This window comes from Halorubrum orientale, assembly GCF_059623105.1.
Genome location: NZ_JBSPSR010000006.1, coordinates 1 through 18,604, shown reverse-complemented (window position 1 = coordinate 18,604; position 18,604 = coordinate 1). Strand labels below are relative to the sequence as shown.

Annotated in this window: 17 protein-coding genes; 9 read left to right on the top strand and 8 right to left on the bottom strand. The window is 65.4% G+C overall.

Going from position 1 to position 18,604, the window contains the following annotated elements; all coding sequences use genetic code 11:
• Positions 1-4: 4 nt before the first annotated feature.
• Positions 5-2,014, bottom strand: coding sequence for an AMP-dependent synthetase/ligase (locus ACWUI7_RS06875; RefSeq protein WP_496641481.1), 2,010 nt, complete (start codon positions 2,012-2,014; stop codon positions 5-7).
• Positions 2,015-2,125: 111 nt separating this feature from the next.
• Between ACWUI7_RS06875 and ACWUI7_RS06870 the strand changes: the two genes are divergently transcribed.
• Both ACWUI7_RS06870 and ACWUI7_RS06865 read left to right on the top strand, forming a co-directional pair.
• Positions 2,126-3,973 carry a helicase C-terminal domain-containing protein gene (locus ACWUI7_RS06870; protein ID WP_496641480.1) on the top strand — a complete coding sequence of 616 codons (1,848 nt, stop codon included), beginning with the start codon at positions 2,126-2,128 and terminating at the stop codon, positions 3,971-3,973.
• Positions 3,974-4,291: 318 nt separating this feature from the next.
• Entirely contained in the window at positions 4,292-4,483 is a 192-nt protein-coding gene (locus ACWUI7_RS06865) for a DUF7317 family protein (protein ID WP_496641479.1), read from the top strand.
• A gap of 31 nt (positions 4,484-4,514) precedes the next feature.
• Here ACWUI7_RS06865 and ACWUI7_RS06860 read toward each other — a convergent pair whose 3' ends face one another.
• Complete coding sequence (locus ACWUI7_RS06860) at positions 4,515-5,624, bottom strand: 60S ribosomal export protein NMD3 (RefSeq protein WP_496641478.1); 1,110 nt, start codon at positions 5,622-5,624, stop codon at positions 4,515-4,517.
• A 129-nt stretch (positions 5,625-5,753) separates the two neighbouring features.
• Here ACWUI7_RS06860 and ACWUI7_RS06855 point away from each other — a divergent pair, with 129 nt between their 5' ends.
• The 6 genes from ACWUI7_RS06855 (at position 5,754) to ACWUI7_RS06830 (ending at position 11,254) form a co-directional block, all read left to right on the top strand.
• Positions 5,754-6,110: a DNA-binding protein gene (locus tag ACWUI7_RS06855; RefSeq protein ID WP_496641477.1), complete on the top strand. Its 357-nt coding sequence runs from the start codon at positions 5,754-5,756 to the stop codon at positions 6,108-6,110.
• Positions 6,111-6,704 carry a DUF7411 family protein gene (locus ACWUI7_RS06850; protein WP_496641476.1) on the top strand — a complete coding sequence of 198 codons (594 nt, stop codon included), beginning with the start codon at positions 6,111-6,113 and terminating at the stop codon, positions 6,702-6,704.
• Between the two features lie 128 nt (positions 6,705-6,832).
• Positions 6,833-7,288, top strand: a complete 456-nt coding sequence (locus tag ACWUI7_RS06845) for a ferritin-like domain-containing protein (protein WP_496641475.1) — start codon at positions 6,833-6,835, stop codon at positions 7,286-7,288.
• A 58-nt stretch (positions 7,289-7,346) separates the two neighbouring features.
• The gene (hisS, locus tag ACWUI7_RS06840) at positions 7,347-8,669 is read left to right on the top strand and encodes a histidine--tRNA ligase (protein WP_496641474.1); all 1,323 of its coding nucleotides are present in this window, start codon (positions 7,347-7,349) and stop codon (positions 8,667-8,669) included.
• 124 nt (positions 8,670-8,793) lie between these two features.
• Positions 8,794-9,804, top strand: a complete 1,011-nt coding sequence (locus ACWUI7_RS06835; RefSeq protein WP_496641757.1) for a CNNM domain-containing protein — start codon at positions 8,794-8,796, stop codon at positions 9,802-9,804.
• A gap of 124 nt (positions 9,805-9,928) precedes the next feature.
• Positions 9,929-11,254, top strand: a complete 1,326-nt coding sequence (locus tag ACWUI7_RS06830; protein ID WP_496641473.1) for an RNA-guided endonuclease InsQ/TnpB family protein — start codon at positions 9,929-9,931, stop codon at positions 11,252-11,254.
• A gap of 103 nt (positions 11,255-11,357) precedes the next feature.
• Here the strand turns inward: ACWUI7_RS06830 and ACWUI7_RS06825 are convergent, their stop codons facing one another.
• The 6 genes from ACWUI7_RS06825 to ACWUI7_RS06800 form a co-directional block, all read right to left on the bottom strand.
• Positions 11,358-12,137, bottom strand: a complete 780-nt coding sequence (locus ACWUI7_RS06825) for an ABC transporter permease (RefSeq protein ID WP_496641472.1) — start codon at positions 12,135-12,137, stop codon at positions 11,358-11,360.
• Positions 12,103-13,404 (bottom strand): ABC transporter substrate-binding protein, encoded by a 1,302-nt coding sequence (locus ACWUI7_RS06820; protein ID WP_496641471.1) that lies wholly within the window; start codon positions 13,402-13,404, stop codon positions 12,103-12,105. Before ACWUI7_RS06820 ends, ACWUI7_RS06825 begins: the two co-directional genes overlap by 35 nt.
• Positions 13,401-14,243 carry an ABC transporter ATP-binding protein gene (locus ACWUI7_RS06815; RefSeq protein WP_496641470.1) on the bottom strand — a complete coding sequence of 281 codons (843 nt, stop codon included), beginning with the start codon at positions 14,241-14,243 and terminating at the stop codon, positions 13,401-13,403. The genes ACWUI7_RS06820 and ACWUI7_RS06815 overlap by 4 nt, the downstream gene beginning before the upstream one ends.
• Before the next feature lie 3 nt (positions 14,244-14,246).
• A complete protein-coding gene (locus ACWUI7_RS06810) occupies positions 14,247-15,200 on the bottom strand; it encodes an ABC transporter substrate-binding protein (RefSeq protein ID WP_496641469.1) in 954 nt (317 codons plus the stop codon).
• A 245-nt stretch (positions 15,201-15,445) separates the two neighbouring features.
• Positions 15,446-16,240 (bottom strand): Nmad3 family putative nucleotide modification protein, encoded by a 795-nt coding sequence (locus ACWUI7_RS06805; RefSeq protein WP_496641468.1) that lies wholly within the window; start codon positions 16,238-16,240, stop codon positions 15,446-15,448.
• A 10-nt stretch (positions 16,241-16,250) separates the two neighbouring features.
• Positions 16,251-17,231, bottom strand: coding sequence for an acyltransferase (locus tag ACWUI7_RS06800; RefSeq protein WP_496641467.1), 981 nt, complete (start codon positions 17,229-17,231; stop codon positions 16,251-16,253).
• A 127-nt stretch (positions 17,232-17,358) separates the two neighbouring features.
• On the opposite strand from ACWUI7_RS06800, the gene ACWUI7_RS06795 reads away from it, so the two are divergent.
• The gene (locus ACWUI7_RS06795) at positions 17,359-18,432 is read left to right on the top strand and encodes an aldo/keto reductase (RefSeq protein WP_496641466.1); all 1,074 of its coding nucleotides are present in this window, start codon (positions 17,359-17,361) and stop codon (positions 18,430-18,432) included.
• Positions 18,433-18,604 lie beyond the last annotated feature (172 nt).

Genomic DNA, 18,604 nt, shown 5'->3' with positions numbered 1-18,604 from the left:
GTCGTCACGCGTACATCGACTCGACCGCATCGTCGAACCGCTCGCGTATCGCCTCGCGCTTTTGTTTCAGCGTCGGAGTGAGCAGTCCGTTCTCGGGGGTGAGCCGCGTCGGGAGCACGCGGAACCGCTTCACGCGCTCGACGGGTTCGAGGTCGTCGTTGGCCGTCTCGACGGCGGCCGCGAGCCGCTCACGCAGCCGGGGGTCCCGACTCGCTGCCGGTCGGTCGGTCGGCAGGTCGACGCCGGCGTCTGTGGCCCACCGCGCCGCGGCGTCGAGGTCGGGGACGACGAGCCCCGAGACGAACCGTCGGTCGTCGCCGAGTACGACACACTGGTCCACGAGTGGGTCGTCGGTGAGCCGTGTCTCGATGCGTCTCGGCGCGATGTTCTCGCCCGTCGAGAGGACGAGGAGGCGCTTCGTGCGTTCCTGAAAGACGAGGTGGCCATCGGCGCGGAGCCGCACCACGTCGCCGGTGTGAAACCACGGCTCGTCCGGGTCACCGCCCCACGTTGCCGGCGACGGCCCGGCAGTGACGAGATCCGGAAGCGACTCCGGCGACGAGAACGCCTCCCGCGTGGCGTCCGGTCGATTCCAGTAGCCGTCGGTCACCTGCGGGCCGCGGACGAGAAGTTCGCCGACCGGCTCGTCGCCGTCGTCGCGTCCATCGACCAGGTCGCTGTCGCGTCCGCTGTCTCCATGCGCGTCGTCGCCATCGCGCGTACGCGCGTCGATACCATCGCCGACCCGCTCGTCGATCGCAATCTGGGTGTCTGCGACCGGGGGGCCGATCGTCCCGACGGCGGGGTCCGTCGGGGCGTTTACGCTCACGACCGGCGCGGTCTCGGTGAGCCCGTACCCCTCGAGGATTGGGATCCCGGCCTCGTGGTAGGCTGCACATAGCGAGGGCGAGAGCGCCCCGCCGCCGGAGACGAGCCAGTCGATCTCCCCGCCGAACGCCGCCCGCGTCGCCGCGTCTGAGTCGGGGTCGACTAGCCCGGCGAACAACTTCTCGTAGATCCGTGGGACACCGGAAGCCATCGTCGGCCGGACCAGCGACAGGTCCGCCGCCAGCGTCTTCGGCCCTTCTGCATACGCGACTGTGCCGCCGGCACCGAACACCAGGTAGTGGCCCATCGTCCGCTCGAAGACGTGGGTGAGCGGAAGGACAGATAGCGCCGTCGAGTCCGCGTCGAGGCTGGGGCCGTCGTCGTCCGCGTCGCCACCGAGACGGTCGAGACACTGGGCGATGTTCGCGCGGAATGCGGTGTGGGTGAGTCGAACACCTTTGGGTCGGCCGGTCGTCCCCGAGGTGTAGACGAGACTCGCGAGGTCGTCGGGAGCGACTGTCTCGACCCCCGCTCGATACCGATCGGCGTCGAACGCCGTCTCGCCCCGTTCGTACACGTCGCCGAGCGTGCAGACGTCGACGCCGATACCGACGTCAACGTCGGCAGCGGGGTCAGAGCGCGCATCGAGTGTGCCCGTCTCTGCGACCTCGTCCATCGTCACCACGGCCGTGGGGCCGGTCTCTCCGTTGAACACGACGTCGTCACCGAGCGTCTCGAGTGCGTCGACTTCGGCTGTGCCCCCCACGACGACGAGTGTCGGGTCGGCGTCTGTGAGGAGCGCGCCCAGCCGGTCGGGTGAGCCACCGGGGTACGCCGCCGTGACGACGCCGCCCGCGGCGAGCGTCGCGAAGTCGACGTGTGCCCACTCCATGCGGGTCTCGGCCACGATGGCGACTCGGTCTCCTGGGTCAAGCCCGAGCGCCCGAAGCCCAGTCGCGAGTCGCCGGACGATGTGGCGCAGTTCGGCGTAGGTGAGCGACGCGTACGCACCGTCCGGAGCGGGATCGACGACGCCTGCGTCGACAAGTGACCGGTCGTAGACGCCGCCTTTGTACTGCTGGGCGACGCGGTCGGGAACGTTTGCGGCGACGCGCTCGAACAGCTGCGGGAGGGTCTCCTCGCGCACTGACGGCGACACCACCTGGCCCGTCTCTCCGGAGTACACACCGGCGAGGAGCCGCGCGATGCACATAACCGATCCGGTGGAGTGAGCTACGCCGCGAGCGACGCCACCGACCTCCGAGGGTTTAATTCGGAGAGCGCACCAGAGAGTCGTGTGGACCCCGACCGGATTCCAGACGCGTTCCCGGCGCCGAGCTTTCGCGGCGCACAGGCGCAGGCGGTCGCCGACATCCGTGACGCCTTCGCCGCCGGCAACGAGGTCGTCTTGGTTCGCGCGCCGACCGGCAGCGGCAAGTCGTTGCTCGCGCGCGCCGTGATGGGCGCGGCCCGGACCGCCGGGGAGGCCACACCGAGCGATCCGACCGGCGCGTACTACACGACGCCACAGGTGTCACAGCTCGACGACGTCGAAGGCGACGAGCTACTCGCTGATCTCCGGATCATTCGCGGAAAGTCGAACTACGACTGCATCCTCCCGGGTGAACACGACACGCCGGTCGACCGCGCTCCCTGCGCTCGCGAGCAGGGATTTGACTGTTCTATCGAACACCGCTGTCCGTACTTTTCAGACCGGGCGATCGCCTCGGGCGGGCGATACGCGGCGATGACACTCGCGTACTTCATGCGCACGGCCGGCTCCGAGTTGTTTCGCACGCGCGACGTCGTCGTGATAGACGAGGCGCATGGACTCGCTGAGTGGGCCGAGATGTACGCGACCATCGAGCTCACTCCCGAGCGGGTGCCGGTCTGGGACGACGTGGGCGTGCCCGACGTCGAGCGAGACGCGGCCGCAGACGAGGACGCTCTCGATCGCACCGCGCGCTTCGCCGAGACGCTGGTCGGCGTCGCGACCCGCGCGAAAGACGAGCTCACGGGACAACCGGAACTCACGCCGGAAGCGGTTGTTCGCCGTGACCGTCTCCAGGAGCTGATCGGCGAGTTACGCTGGTTCCTCGAGGACTACCGGGACCGGACGTCGCCGACGACGTGGGTCGTCGACCAGTCGCCTGGGGCGGGCGACGGCGGTGGACCGATCGCGATCAAACCGCTCGATCCGGCTCGCTACCTCAGACACACCGTCTGGGACCGCGGTGAGCGATTTGCGCTGCTTTCAGCGACGATCCTGTCGAAGTCAGCGTTCTGTCGCGGGGTCGGACTTGACCCGTCACGGGTCGCGCTCGTCGACGTCGAACACACGTTCCCACTCGAACACCGCCGGCTGTACGACGTCACGCAGGGGTCGATGACGTACGAGCACCGCGACGAGACGATCCCGAAGATCGCACGACTGATCGTCCGGTTGATGACACACCACCCGGACGAGAAGGGGTTGATACACGCACACTCATACGACATTGCTGAACGACTCGTCGACCGGCTGGGCGCCTTCGGCGTCGGCGCGCGCATCAGACATCACACACGGGCAAACCGCGACGCGGAGCTCGATGCGTGGAAGGCGAGCCCCGAGCCGTCGGTGTTCGTCTCGGTGAAGATGGAGGAGGCGTTAGACCTCGCCGACGACACCTGCCGCTGGCAGGTGGTGTGTAAGGCGCCGTATCGCAACACGAACGACTCGCGGGTCGCTCGTCGGCTGGCAGACGACCAGTGGGGGTGGTACCATCGCGTCGCGTTGCGAACCGTCATCCAGGCGTGTGGGCGGGTCGTGCGCGCGCCAGACGACTACGGCGCGACGTACCTCGCAGACGACTCCCTACTCGACTTGTTCGACCGCGCGCGTACCGACACCCCCTCGTGGTTTCGCGACCAGGTCGACGCGATCACGACGCCGTCACTGCCCCCGTTCGACCCTGCGGCGGCGCTCGCATCGATCGACGCTGACCCGACCGGAGCGGTTGGGACCGGCGCGTCGGAGTCGACAGACACCACCACAGCACGCACAAACGCCGAGCCTCGTTCACACGCCGAGAGCCGGACGCGCTCTGAGTCCGACGCCCACCGGCGAGAAAATCACCCGCTCTCTGACGTCTGGGGCGACGGGTGAACGGTCACGATTAGGAATGTTGCGGAGGTGGACGCTGTCGTCGACGACTTGGCGCTCCCGACCTCACAGGAAACTGATGCCCCACGCGAGCATGGAGCTCACCATGAGAAACGCGAAGAACAGGGCCATGAGCTGCTGTCTGTCCATACACATTCTCGGACCGCCCGAAGTATAGTGGTTCCGGGAGATACACCTGCGTGTGGATATATGTCACATCACTCACTGCCGAGAACGAATGATAATATATATCGTATAAGGTGTATCAGGCCCCTGAATGAAGTAGTAATCTTCATAAACGTTCACGCAGAAGGGTGAGGTATGACATCGACTGCGCTGTCGAGTGCGCTGACGCTGTACGGTGCGCGGACACTCACACTTTCCCAGGCGGCGACCCAGGCCGGACTCAGCGAGGCGTCGTTCGTCCGTCAGCTCGAACGCCGTGGCATCGAGGTGCCCGAAGCCGAGCGTTCGACGGCCGCCACGACCGAGCCGGTGGCTCGCGCCGACTAACACGCGCTTTTTGTAGCAGTCCGTTCCGTCACTACGTCTCCGGCGGAACGAGATGTACCGCGTCGCCGTGTTTGAACGCGAGTACCGTCTCCGCACCCGCGTCGACGAACGAAGGATTCGGTACCGTCCGCGCCGCGTACGTCTCTGGGTCGAGCACCTGAATCGCGTGGTCGTCTTCGACGGTTACCACCGTCGTCTCACTCGCGTCCTCGCGAATCCCGAGTCGCGTCGCCTCGGGCGCGGCCCCCGCCTCAAACGAGGACGCGTACGACGCGCCGGTCGCAAGCCGCACGCCACTGAGCCGCCCAGAGACGCCGGTGACGAGCACTGGGCCGTCACCGTCTTTCGGGTCGAGTATCTCGCCGGGGGCATACCGCGGGAGCCGCACCGCAAACGTCACCCGATACACCTCGTTGCCGTCGCCGTCTTCGGTGACGAGCGTCGGATACGACTCGTAGCTGCCGCCGAGTTCCGTCGTGATCTGCGTTGCGACGTTCTGGGCCAGTCGGTTCGTCGAGAGCTTCACGTTCGGTCCGTCGGGTGTCTGTTTCACCTCCGTGACGAACGCCTCGCGGTCGCCGTCGGCCTCTTGGTCGGCCACGTAGGACTCGGCAATCTCGACTGCTCGCGCCCGCTCCGTCGGCGTGAGCTCGCGGTCGTCGGCGCGCACCTGGACGACCCCGGCGTAGTACCCGCCGGCGATCCGGCCACAGCGCTCACACGTTCCGCGGGAGATCTTCACCGGAACGGTCACCTCGGCGTCTCGGAGCGTTCCGCGGACCACGCCCGAGAACCGGCAGTGCATCCGAATCGTGTTCTCGTCGACCTGCTCGGGCTCGACGCCCCATTCGACGGAGTCGGCCGCGACGTGGACGCCGAGGGCGCCGGCAACCTCGTCGACGGCGACGTCGGTGTAGTCGTTCGCGCCGACGTCACGCCAGGAGTCACCGCGGTGGACCGCGCCACAAGCGGCACAGACGAGGACCTCGATCCGGTCGGGAGCGTCGACAAGCGAAAAGTCCGCAAAGTAGCAGTCGTCACACAATAGCGCGTCCCGACCGCTTGGCTCGCCGGGGAGGGGGTCGCGACGCTCGGGGACCGCGTCGCCACACCGTGGGCAGAACTCACGCGACTCGCTCATACCGACGTGTAGGGCGGTGTCGCGTTTAAGCGGCCCGACCCGGTGCGGGGCGGTGGCTGACGGTCGGACTGGCAGCTGGACTGCACGAGCCTCCGAAATGGTTTTTCGCCCGGACCGTGAATACGGTCTATGAGCGGTAGCCCAGACGACGACCGACTCGAAGAACTGCGCGAACAGAAGCTTCAGGAGCTCCAAGACCGTGCCGGCGGCGACGGCGACACTGGAGCCGAGGCCCGTCAAGAGGCCCAACAGCGCGCGGAAGCCCAACAGGAGGCGGTGTTGAAACAGTACCTCACCGACGGCGCCCGCCAGCGGCTCAATGCCGTCGAGATGTCGAAACCCGACTTCGCAAAGCAGGTGAAACAACAGGTGGCGTCGCTAGCCCAAAGCGGCCGTGTCCAGGGGCGTATCGACGAAGACCAGATGCGCGACCTGCTCAAGGAGCTCCAACCCGAACAACAGAGCTTCGACATTCGGCGGCGGTAGATGGAGCTCGCGCTGCTGTACAGTGGCGGGAAAGACTCCTCACTGGCTGCCGTCTTACTCGACCGCTTTTATGAGGTCCGGTGTGTCACCGGGAGCTTTGGGCTCACCGACGACTGGGAGCACGCGGCGCGAGCCGCTGACGCCCTCGGGTTTCCCTTCGACCGCGTCGACCTGGATCCGGACGTCGCCGCCGAGGCGGCCGCGACGATGGTCGCCGACGGCTATCCGCGCAACGGGATCCAACGCGTCCACGAACACGCACTCGAGACGATCGCCGACCGGGACGTCGATGCGATCGCCGATGGCACCCGACGCGACGACCGCGTTCCGACGGTTTCGCGCGCACAGGCACAGAGTCTCGAAGATCGCCATGGCGTTGACTACCTCTCGCCGCTGTCCGGGTTCGGCCGACACGCCGTTGACCGGCTCGTCGAAGCGACCTTCGAAGTCGAACAGGGGCCGAGCGAGGAGGTGCCGAAAGCAGACTACGAAGACGAGCTGCGGACGCTCATTGCCGAGGAACACGGCACAGAGGCCGTAGAGGAGGTCTTTCCGGCACACAACCAGACGTACGTGCGCGGCCGAAACGATTGATCGCGCGCGACTAGACTCCAGCGCCCGATCGTGACGCGCGTGACTAGTCTCGCGCGGAGCGTGCAGCGGCTTCCCGACGTACCGGAACGTCCGAGTAGTGTTTTATGACTGGCCGCCAAAGAAGTAGTATGGCATCTGACCGCGTCGTCGACTTGTTACAGGCCGCGTACATGGACGAGCTAGAGACCGTGATGAACTACCAGACGAACGCCATCGTCCTTGATGGCGTTCGCGCCGAAGAGATCAAAGAGAGTCTCAAGACCGATATCCAAGAAGAGCTGGGACACGCTGAACAGCTCGGCCAGCGTCTCAAACAGCTCGACGCGCGCCCGCCGGGCTCCGCGGAGTTCGTCGCCCGACAGGAGTCGCTGCAGCCGCCGACCGACTCAACCGACGTATTGGCCGTCATCGAGGGCGTGTTAGACGCCGAAGAGGATGCGATTGCGACCTACCGCGAGCTGGTCGACGTCGCCGACGACGCTGGCGACCCGGTCACCGAAGACCTCGCCGTGATGTTGCTTTCCGACGAGGAGGCCCACCGAACCGAGTTCCGGGGCTTCGCAAAAGAGTACCGAGCAGACTGAGGCGGCTACACGCCGCCGAAAGGATGGTTTCAAGCGGGCGCTCGGCGAATCGCCGTGCATGTACGATCGACTCAAAGGCTTTCGCGACTTTTACCCCGGCGAGCAGTCTGCTCGTCGGGAGGTGACCGACACGGTCGAGCGAGCCGCGGCGCGCTACGGCTTCCGGGAGGTGGCAACGCCTGCGCTTGAGCGGACCGAGATGTACGTCGACAAGTCCGGGGAGGCCATCGTTGACGAGCTGTACGCTTTCGAAGACAATGGTGGGCGGGAGGTGGCGCTCACCCCAGAGTTGACGCCGACGGTGGCGCGGATGGTCGTTGCCCGCGGCCAAGAGCTCTCAAAGCCGATCAAATGGGTCTCGACCCGGCCGTTCTGGCGCTACGAGCAGGTCCAGCAGGGTCGGTTCCGGGAGTTCTACCAGACGAACATCGACGTCTTTGGCTCCGCGGCGCCGGAGGCCGACGCCGAGGTGCTCGCGGTCGCCGCCGACGCGCTCACCGACCTCGGGCTCACCGCAGACGACTTCGAGTTCCGGGTCTCACACCGAGACATCCTCGGCGGGCTCGTGCGGGCGTTCGCCGACGAGCCCGACGCCGTCGACACGCCGGCCGCGATCCGAGCCGTCGACAAGCGGACAAAAGTCGACGAGGGCGAGTACCTTGGGCTGCTCTCAGACGCCGGGCTCTCGCGGTCGACCGCCCGCGAGTTCGACGAGCTGATCGCGGGCGTCGACACCGTCGACGACCTCGACGCGGTCGCTGCGGCCGGCGGTGACGACGTCGCCGACGCGGTCGAGAACCTTCGAAACGTACTCGCGGCCGCGGCTGACTCCGGCGCAGGTGACTACTGTACGGTCTCGCTCACGACCGCACGCGGCCTCGATTACTACACCGGGGTCGTCTTCGAGTGTTTCGACTCGACGGGGACGGTCTCCCGCTCCGTCTTCGGTGGCGGCCGCTACGACGACCTCATCGAGAGCTTCGGGGGGCAGCCGACGCCAGCAGTCGGTGTCGCACCCGGCCACGCCACGCTTGCGCTGTTGTGTCAGCGCGCCGGCGTCTGGCCCGAAGAGACGCTCTCGACGGACTACTACGTGCTCTCGGTCGGAGACACCCGCGAGACGGCCGCACGAATCGCCCGGGATCTCCGGGCAATCGACGACGAGGTCGTCGTCGAAACTGACGTCGCCGACCGGTCGTTCGGCGCACAGCTCGGATATGCCGATTCGATCAACGCCGAGACCGTCGTGATCGTTGGCGAGCGCGACCTCGCGAACGGCGAGGTGACGGTCAAAGACATGGCAAGTGGCGCAGAGACGACGGCGCCGGTCGAGACGTTCCCGCCAGCAATCGGGCGGCCGACGTACGACGACTTCGCGTGAGGACGGCGGGGACGCAGCGTCCTCGGCGCGGCTTTTTTTAGGGAGCCGTCGACACCTCGATCCGATGGTAGCCACGCCCTCTCTCAACGCACCTCTGATGTCGACGGCCAACCCGCTTGTCGCGATGCCCCCGGTCGAGATCGGGCTTCGGGTGCTTGCGGGGGTCTTGTTGATCCTGATCAACGCGTACTTCGTCGCGGTGGAGTTCGGTCTCACGCGACTCAGACAGTATCCAGCCTCCGATATCGACACGCCGGCGCTAGAGCGCGCTTGGGAGATGACGGACGACCTTGAGTTCTACCTGACGACGTGTCAGGTGTGGATCTCTGGAACGAGCATCGCCCTCGGCGTCGTCGCAGAGCCCGGGCTCACCGCGTTGTTCGAGCCGTTGTTCACGAACACCGCGCTCGCGTCTGCGGGTGCTGGCTCGGTGCTCGGCTTCGCGCTCATCAACATGGTGCACCTCACCCACGGCGAGCAGACGCCGACGTATCTCGGCGTGGAGCGCTCGAAGCAGGTCGTCGCGTACGGTGCCCGGCCGCTGTACTGGTTCGCGTGGCTCATCTCGCCGCTGATTCGAGTCGGCGACTGGGTCGCGAAGGCGACACTCCGGCTGTTCGGCGTCGAGATGACGGGCTCGTGGACCGAAACCGAAACGGACGTCCTGGAGTCGCGCGCCGAGTTGCGGACCCGACTTGGCTCGATGATGGAAGACGTTGAGCTCCCCGAAGAGCGCCGTGAGGAGGTGTTGAACGCCCTCGACGTCGACGAACGGCCCGTCGCCGAGATCGCGACACCGCCCGAGGATGTCGTCGCGCTGTCGACGGCCGTCTCCGTCGAGACGAACCTCGACCGAATCCGGGGCACGCCACACAGCCGGTTCCCGCTCGTCGGCGACGGGCTCGAGGAGTTCACGGGGATCGTGTACGCCCCCTCGATCGTGTCCAACTTCGAAGCACTCACGGCCGGTGACGTGACGTTCGCCGACATTGCCGCGCCACCAATGACGGATAGCAAGCGGAAGCCTCGCCCTTCAGGGCGGGGTCCAAGTGACAGCACAATGCCACAACCCACGTGCTACGATTCGTCTGGATGTTCCACCGCTTCCAATCCTGCTTCGATAATTTCTCGGTAGGCTTCTTCAAGACTCACGCCTTGATCTTCGGCGTAGTCTTTCACGCGGCCGTTCAGGGTGTGTGAAATGTTGATATTTGGTCGCATTGTTTGTGTCCAAAAGACATTTAGACGTAGAGCTGTAAATGTCTGTTGTCGCGAGGCGAACCAACACGTTCGCGGTACGTCCGCTGTCCGACGGCGACGAGCGGCTACTCCGAGAGCTGTTGGACGCCTCTGCGAGCCTGTGGAACGAGCTCAATTACGAGCGTCGCCAGCAATTCTTCGACGGTGAATCAGTGTGGGACACTGCCGACTATCGCAAGCAGTATGTCGATGTGACCGGCTCTGGAACCGCACAGCAAGTGATCCGGAAAAACAAGTCTGCGTGGAAGTCGTTTTTCGCCGCCCTAGACGACTGGCACAACGGCAAACGTGATGAACGTCCCTCGCCCCCCGGATACTGGGGGAACGAAGACGATGGACGAGAACTACGCACGTTCATCCGGAACGACTTGTATACGCTGGAAACTGGCGACCGGTCACGAATTGAGATCCCAGTTGGATCCGCTCTGAAGGAAGAATACGACCACACTGGTCGCCTCCGTCTCGAAGTCGCTGGCGACCCGAAGTGGGACGGCAAACAAGGTCGTTTGGAGATACAGTACGACGAGATAGACGACACGTTCAGGGCCTTTCAGCCTGTTACCGTACCTGATTCACAACAGGATTCACCACTGGCTTCGGAAGAAGCCGCACTGGACGTGGGCGCAAACAACCTCATCGCCTGTACCACGACAACCGGCCAGCAGTACCTCTATGAGGGCCGCGACCTGTTTGATCGCTTCCGTGAGACGACTGCCGAAATTGCCCGCTCACAGTCGAAGCTCCGTGAGGGGCGATACAATAGCAACCGAATTCGGCAGCTGTATCAGAAACGGACACGCCGGCGTGATCACGCACAGGAGGCGCTAGCCCGGGATCTGATGGAACGCCTCTACACCGACGGTGTCAAGACGGTGTACGTCGGCGACCTCACGGATGTCCTCTCGACGCACTGGTGTACTGAAGTGAACGCAAAGACGCACCAGTTCTGGGCCTTTCGGGCGTTCATCGATCGCTTATCGTACACGGCTGAGGAATACGGCATTAGTATTGAGGTGCAGTCAGAAGCCAACACAACCCGAACGTGCCCGGTGTGTGGCGAGCAAGAGGATACCGATCGCGACGGCGACGTGTTCCGATGTCCGTGCGGCCACGAAGCGCACGCCGATCTGTGTGCGTCTCGGACATTCCTCGAACAGCAGGCTTGCGAACTCGAAGTCGGGTCGATGGCTTGGCCCGTGCGTCTCAAGTGGGACGACCACAACTGGTCGGAGATACCACACTCCCCCGAAAGGGAAAGTCCCAACGAGGAGCGCACAAACCAGAGTACCGACAGCGGGAAAGTTGCCTCCGTGGGTACGGCATAGCCAACATCCCACCGGAGGAATCCTCGCCCTTCAGGGCGGGGAGGAAGTCAAGCGCGAGACGAGACCGTGACGGCGCCACGCCGTCCGTGATCGAGACGCGAGACTACCCCCAGTTCCACCGAGCGTGGAGCCGACGAACCGAGAGGTCAAGCCAAAACCCGATGAACCCGATCACCAGCATGATCGCGGGGATCTCTGCGTAAGCGAACCGGTCACGGGCGTCTAAGATCAGGTACCCTAATCCGGTATTTACTCCGAGCATCTCCGCGGGGACAAGGATTATCCAGAGGATGCCGATCGACAGGCGGATTCCCGTCAGCATATCCGGTATCACAGCAGGGACGATGACGCGGCGGAGCAAGGCGCGGGTGTCTCCGCCGAGCGACTCGCCGACCGTTATCCAGTCGTCGTCGATAGTCGCGATGCCGTGAGCCGTGTTCAACACGATAGGCCAGAGCCCAGCCACGAACATCACGAACACCGCCGACTGAGTCCCGACGCCAAAGACGATGATAGCGATGGGGAACCACGCAAGCGGTGAGATCATGCGCATGAACTGGAACAGCACCGTGGTCGCGCGCTCGGCCGACTCGAAGTAACCGACGAGGACTCCCACCGGAAGCCCGACGATCAGACAGAACCCGAGCGCGACCGCAAACCGATAGACACTGACGAGGACGTGGTCGTAGAATTCGGTCGAGACGACCAACTCCGAGAGGACGGTGAACGCTGCCGCCGGCGCGAAGTTCGTGATGATGCCGCTGCCGAACGCCGTCACCGCCCACCAGACAGCGAAGCCGCCGAGGAGCCCAACCGCCGGTAGCAGGCGGCCAGCGTCCCCAACCAGCTCAGAACTGTATCGTTTCTCGTCTTTCGTAGCCATCGTCCTCGGGAACGTCGAATTCTGTTGGTCCACCGGCCGCTTCCAGCGCCGTCCGAACGGGGTCGTACGCGACGAGGTCGTCGGCGACCTCGCTCGGGTCCAACTCGTCGAGGAAGGCATCTTCTCCCTCCACGCGCGTCTCGCGCATACGCCGCACCAACTCCTCCGTGTACGACGGGTACGGGTACGGATAGAAGCCGATGCGGTCACTTTCCCACTCCTCGTTCTGGATCGCACCCGACTCACGGTACGGCTGGTGGTCGTCGTAGTGGGTGAGTGCGCGGTCAATCGGCTCCGAGCCCTGTGGAAGCAGGCCGCTCTCTTCAGAGGAAAGCAGCCGCGCGGCCTCGGAGCGATTCTCGCGGAGGTACTGCTGGGCGTCGACGAGCCCGCCCATTACGTCAGTCGTCCACTCGGGCTGCGCCTCCACCAGCTCCTCACGCATCACGACGACACAACAGGCGTGTTCGCGCCAGACGTCACCGGTGAACCGGAGGACCTTCCCACCGGCCTCCAGCTCGCCGATCGCGTTGAATGGCTCGGCGACAATGTACCCGTCAATGGAGCCGTTTTCGAGCGCCGCAGGCATGTCCGGCGGTGGCGTCACGACGAGGTTGACCTCGTCGGCTGCGACCTCTTCGGCCGACGAGTTCGTTCGGGGCGTGAGCCCGGCCTCACGGAGCCCGAGCTGGAGGATGACGTTGTGAATCGAGTACCAGAACGGAACAGCGACGGTACCGCCACCGAGATCGGACCACTCGTTAATCTCGTGTCTAACTGTCAGCGCAGACCCGTCGGTGTGGTCCCACGCGACGACCTGCACGTTCGCGTCCAGCTCGTCGCCGTAGCGCATCCACACGGTCATCGGCATGAGGAAGTGCGCGACGTTGACCTCGCCGGCGAGGAACGCCTCTGCGAGGTCCGACCAGCCCCGGAACAGGGTCGGCTCCGCGGCGTCGACGCCATGGTCCGTGAAGTGGTCGTTGGCGTACCCCGTCAGCAAGGGCGCTGCGTCCGTAATCGGCAGATAGCCGACCTCCGCAGTCGGCGGGCCGGCGTCGTCACCAAGACACCCCGCAGTAGCGCCGACGCCGGCTGCCGCGAGTGATGCGAGGCCAGACTCCTTCATGAACTCGCGTCGGGAGAGCCCACTCGTGCGGGCTCTCTCTGAGGGATTACGCCAGCCCGAGCCGCCGACGAGCGTCCTTGCGCTCGCAGCGACGTCGGGGTCGATATGATCGTGGTCTGTATGATGGCCGTGTGTCATTCGAATCCAACTGCCTCCAAGCGTTCGAAGGTCGCTGCCCGCTCCGCGAGGAACACCTCGTCGTCTCGTGATCGCGTGTCGCTGTCGATCGGTTCAACGTGTTCGATGCCCGCGGGGATCGGTCCCATGACCGCGACGCGGTCACCGAGGTACACCGCTTCGTCGATGTCGTGTGTGACGAACACAGCGGTGACGCCGAGCTCGTCGACGATCCGCAACAGCTCGTCCTGTAGTTCCATTTTCGTCAGCTGATCGAGCGCCGAGAACGGCTCGTCGAGGAGCAGCACCTCCGGCTCGTTCGCGAGCGTCCGCGCGAGCGACGCGCGTTGTGCCATCCCGCCGGAGAGATCTGCGGGGTCTGCAGCCTCGAAGCTGTCGAGCCCGACCAGTTCTAGCAGTTCGTCGACATGGTCGATGTCGGGTTCCTCGCCACGGAGCCGCGGACCGATCGCGGCGTTCTCACGCACCGAGAGCCACGGGTAAAGGAGCGGGTCCTGAAAGACGACACCCCATCGGTAGTCGGGGCCCGTCACGGCCTCACCGTCGATCTCGACGCGGCCGTCCGTCGGGTCTTCGAGTCCCGCGAGCAGGTGCAACAACGTCGTTTTGCCGCAGCCAGACGGCCCGAGGAGACAACAGACCTCGCCGGGGTCGACCGAGAGGTCGAGCCCGTCGAAGACAAGCGTCTCGTCGTACCGTTTCGTGAGGCCGTCGGCGACGATCGACGCCGCGTCGTCGGCACGGTAGTCCGCGTCGTCGCCGACCACGGGTTCGGCGTCGGACCGGGGCTCGGGCTCGTCTCCACTGTCGTCGGTCGTCGCGCGGGACTCGAGCGACATCGATCAGTCCGCCGTCGCCTCGGGCTCGTCCGTCTCGGAGTCGGACTCGTCGTCCGGGAGCACGCCCCCGTTTTCGAGCTCTTCTGCGGTCCCGATATCGGCGTCGTCCGGGACGAACCCCTTCTCGCGCATCCAGCTCGTGGTCGCGTCGATCCGTTCCTCGTCGGGCGCGCGCACGGGAAGAAACTCGCGGAGTTCAAACTCCTCGTGGAGCCGCTCGAAATTCACGTCGTCAAAGGCGGGTTTGTCGGCAGCCTCCGCTTCGAGCAGCTCAACGTAGCGGTCAGTGTATCCCTCAAGATCGTCGTTGATGTCGGCGACCGCACGGTTCAGCGCCGCGAGGAATCCTTCCAGCTTCTCTGGTTCGGGCTGTTCGCGCGTCGTGATGGCGGCGCGGCACGGTCCCTCGAACACCTGCTTCAGCTCCTCGTCGTAGCGGCCGAGCGTGACGAACGGCTCTAACACCGCGATAGAGTCGACCTCGCCGTCTTTTACCGCGTCGAAGCGCTCCTCGGCCTCGCCGACGTGTTCGAGGACGATGTCGTTGTCTTCGAACCCCGCTTTCTCCAGCATCTCTTGCATCGAGTAGAACGAGGTGGCGTACTTGTTGATCCCCATCGGCCGACCCTTGAGGTCGTCGACGGTTTCGGCTTCGTCGGTAGCGCGGACAAAGACGACGCGGTCCCACTCGCTGTAGGAGCCGACGATGTCGCGATCAGTCTCAGAAGCCTCCTGAACCGCGTTCCACTCGCAGACGCCGTGGGTGCTTCCTTCCTCGTCTAGGTCGTCCCACCAGTCGGCGTCGTGGGCATTCTCGCCCTCGAAGTCCTGCGTCCCCGGAGCGAAGTACGAGAGGTCCGCCTCGACGCCCTCCTTCTCGAAGTAGCCGTTCTCTTGTGCAACGTCTTGTACCAGTTTCCACGTGAAGTACTCGTGAGAGACGTTCAGGTCTGACATCGAACACTCGTTGGCCGTCTCGAAGCCTATACCCCCCGAAACCGACAAGCATGGGGGGTGCGACCGCCTTTGGGCAAGCGTTGCGGCTACCGAACACGCTCGACACTCGGCCCAGAATCGTAGCGGGGTCGAGCCGACGGGAACGCCGCATGGTTCTGCAGCCAACTGCGGTCGACCAAACTCGTCGTCGACGGAGCTAGCCGCAAGAATTGTCGGCACCCCGGTGACACGGCGGCGACGTTGCCTCAGGCGGGATCGAGGCGGTCGAGCAGCGTACGGGTCGCGTCGTCGTCGAACGCCAGCGGGCGTCGCCACCACGGGCCCTTCCCGGAGTCGCTCGACAGTGCGGTCACCAGGCGGTTCGCTGTCGTGCCGGCGGTTGGGTCGCTCAGCGGCACGACCCGGTCGAGACACCCCGATTCGGTCGGGTCGCCGGCGACGACGACGCGGGCGTCGAAGGGATCGCGTTTGAGGTGGGCGTTGGTGGGGACGCGGTCGGCGGCGGCCTCGCGTGTCGGGGTCTCGAGCACCTGCTCGACGCGGATGGCGGCGACGAGGTACGCGCCCCACGTGGGTGCGAGGTCGTCGTCGACGGCGATCCCGCGTTCGGACAGCCACTCGCCGCCACGGTCGTCGGCACCGTCGTCGCCGACGCGCGTCGTGCCCGGTCCACGCCAGTCGTGTGGCCGGAGCGTGAGGGTGGCATAGAAGCACAGCCAGTCGCCGGGTGTGAGAGCCGCGATCCGGCCGGCTTTCACCGCGTAGGGGTCGCCGTAGGTCGCGCTCTCGCGGCCGTGGACGCCAGGAAACTCCGGGTCCGCGTGGACGGGCGTCGACCGAAGGGTGTCCGGTACGTCGAACGAGAGCGACAGGTCGTCGTACGTCGGGAGTGGCTCGTCGGTTGGGAACCGGTCGCGCGGGAGGGTCGCCGCGGACTCGGGGATCGGCACGTACGCGAAGGTGCCATCCGGGTACACCGGGCCGCGGAAGCCCGGTTCGTTCGTGTTGGCGGCGACGTTGACGGCGACAGCGCGGACCACGGTGGTGGGGCTACTGGTCGGGTGCCGGCTCGGGTGGGTGATCTTTGGTCGACTCGGACGGCTGGTCTGGCGTCGACTTCGGATCCGTCGCGGTCGGTGGGGTTCGGTCGCGGTCGAACTCGTCGAACGGCTCGAAGTCGTCAGGGAGGTCGTAGGCAATCTCGCGGTCGTCGTCGCGGTCGGGGAGGCGGCCGTCCTCTAACTCGTCGGCGACCGACTCCCAGCCGGGTTTGACGCGCACGCTCCGTGCGGGGGTGCCGACGACGACGTGGTGTGCGGGGACGTCTCCTTGGACGACCGACCGCGCGCCCACAACACTGTTCTCGCCGACCCGACAGCCGGCCCGTACCATCGCGTCGTAGGTGACGCGGGCGTCATCCTCGATGACCGTGTGGAAGGTACGCACCGCAGTCTGGTCGACGAGGTCGTGGTCGTGGCTGTAGACGTGGACGCCATCTGAGAGTGAGACACGGTCGCCGATGGTGAGTGTGCCGCGGTCATCGAGGTGGACGTCGTCGTGGATCACGACGTTGTCGCCGACCTCGATGTTGTGGCCGTAGGTGACCGAGATACCTTTGAAGAAGCGACAGTCGTCGCCACAGGACGCAAAGAGGTGTTCCGCGAGCATTTGGCGAAAGCGCAGCGCGAACTCGACGTTGTCGGCCATCGGGGTGGCATCGAACTGCCGCCAGAGCCACTGGAGGTGTTTCGAACGCTGGAAGCGCTCTTCGTCTTTTTCGGCGTAGTACTCCGACTCTACGGTGGCGTTACACGGGTCGTATCCCTGGAGTCGGACGCGCTCGGCCTTCGAGACCGACTCGCCGTTTTGCCAGGCCTCGTAGCGGTCGCGGTCGCCGTGGAGGTCGATCAGCGTGTCCCGAACGACGTCACAGGTGTCCTCGTCCGACGCGAGTCGCGTGTCCACCTCGTCGATGAACCCCTGTACCGCCGCGTCCGCCCCCTCGGGGAGGGACACGTGTCGCTTTGTCATTGGCCGCCGTTCGACTGGCAGGGTGAAATGGGTTCGGTTGTGCACAGCCGGCGCCCGAGGGCGGCGGGGTCCCCACGGTTCGAGACCGACCGGGCCCGATAAGTGTGCGCGCGCGCAACAAATGTTCATGCAGTACCGGGAACTCGGGTCCTCGGGGGTTGAAGTGTCTGAAATCGGCTTCGGCGCGTGGGTCGTCGGCACCGACTGGTGGGGCGACCGCACGACGGAGCAGGCCGTCGGGATGGTCGGAGACGCCCTTGATGCGGGGGTCACCTACATTGACACCGGCGACGTGTATGGCCACGGCGACAGCGAGCGGGTCATCGGCGAAGCGATCGATAGCCGCCGCGAGGAGGTCACGCTCTCTACGAAGGTCGGCTACGACTTCTATGACAATCCGCAGGCGGGCCACGGCGAACTACCCAAAGAACTCACCGAGTCGTACCTTCGGGAGGCGCTCGAGGCCTCACTCGACCGACTCGGCACCGACTACGTCGATGTGCTCCAGTTGCACAACGCGAATGTCGCCGAGGTTGACGCCGAGGTGCGCGACCTCCTCCGCGAGTGGAAAGCCGAGGGACGCGTTGGGGCGCTCGGGTGGGCGCTCGGGCCCTCTATCGGGTGGCTGGCCGAGGGCGACGCAGCCGTCGAGTACGACGAGTTCGACGCGGTCCAGACCGTGTTCAACCTCTTCGAACAGGAGCCGGGACGCCACTTTATCGACACGATCCGTGAGACCGGCTCCGACACCGCCGTCATCGCACGGGTCCCCCACTCTTCGGGGCTGTTGAACGAGCAGGTGACGTCTGATACGGTCCTCGAAGACGGCGACCACCGCGCACACCGACCGAAGGAGTGGTACGAGACCGGCTGGGAGAAGGTCGAGGCGATTCGGTTCCTCGAATCTCCCGATCACGCCGAGGAGCCGCGGACGATGGCACAGGCGGCGATCCGGTGGCTACTCGCTCACGACGAGGTGGCCTCCGTGACACCGACGTTCCGCGACGCCGACGACATCGCCGCTTGGAGTGCCGCCAGTGACGTCCCGGCGCTGTCTGAAGCCGAGTACGACCGGCTCGAGGCACTGTACGCCGACAACTTCGGGATCGACGGCGACGACGGGATGGACGTGCTTCGCACCTCCGTCGACGGCGACGACATCGCCGCGGCCGGGCTCGACAAGCGCGCCGCCTCGTACTGAGGCGCTGTGAGTTGTCGGGCGTCATTGGTGTCGCCCGGTTGATATCGCTCGGTTGGTGTCGCCCGGTTGATATCGCTCGGTTGGTGTCGCCCGGTTGATATCGCTCGGTTGGTGTCGCCCGGTTGATATCGCTCGGTTGGTGTCGCCCGGTTGATATCGCTCGGTTGGTGTC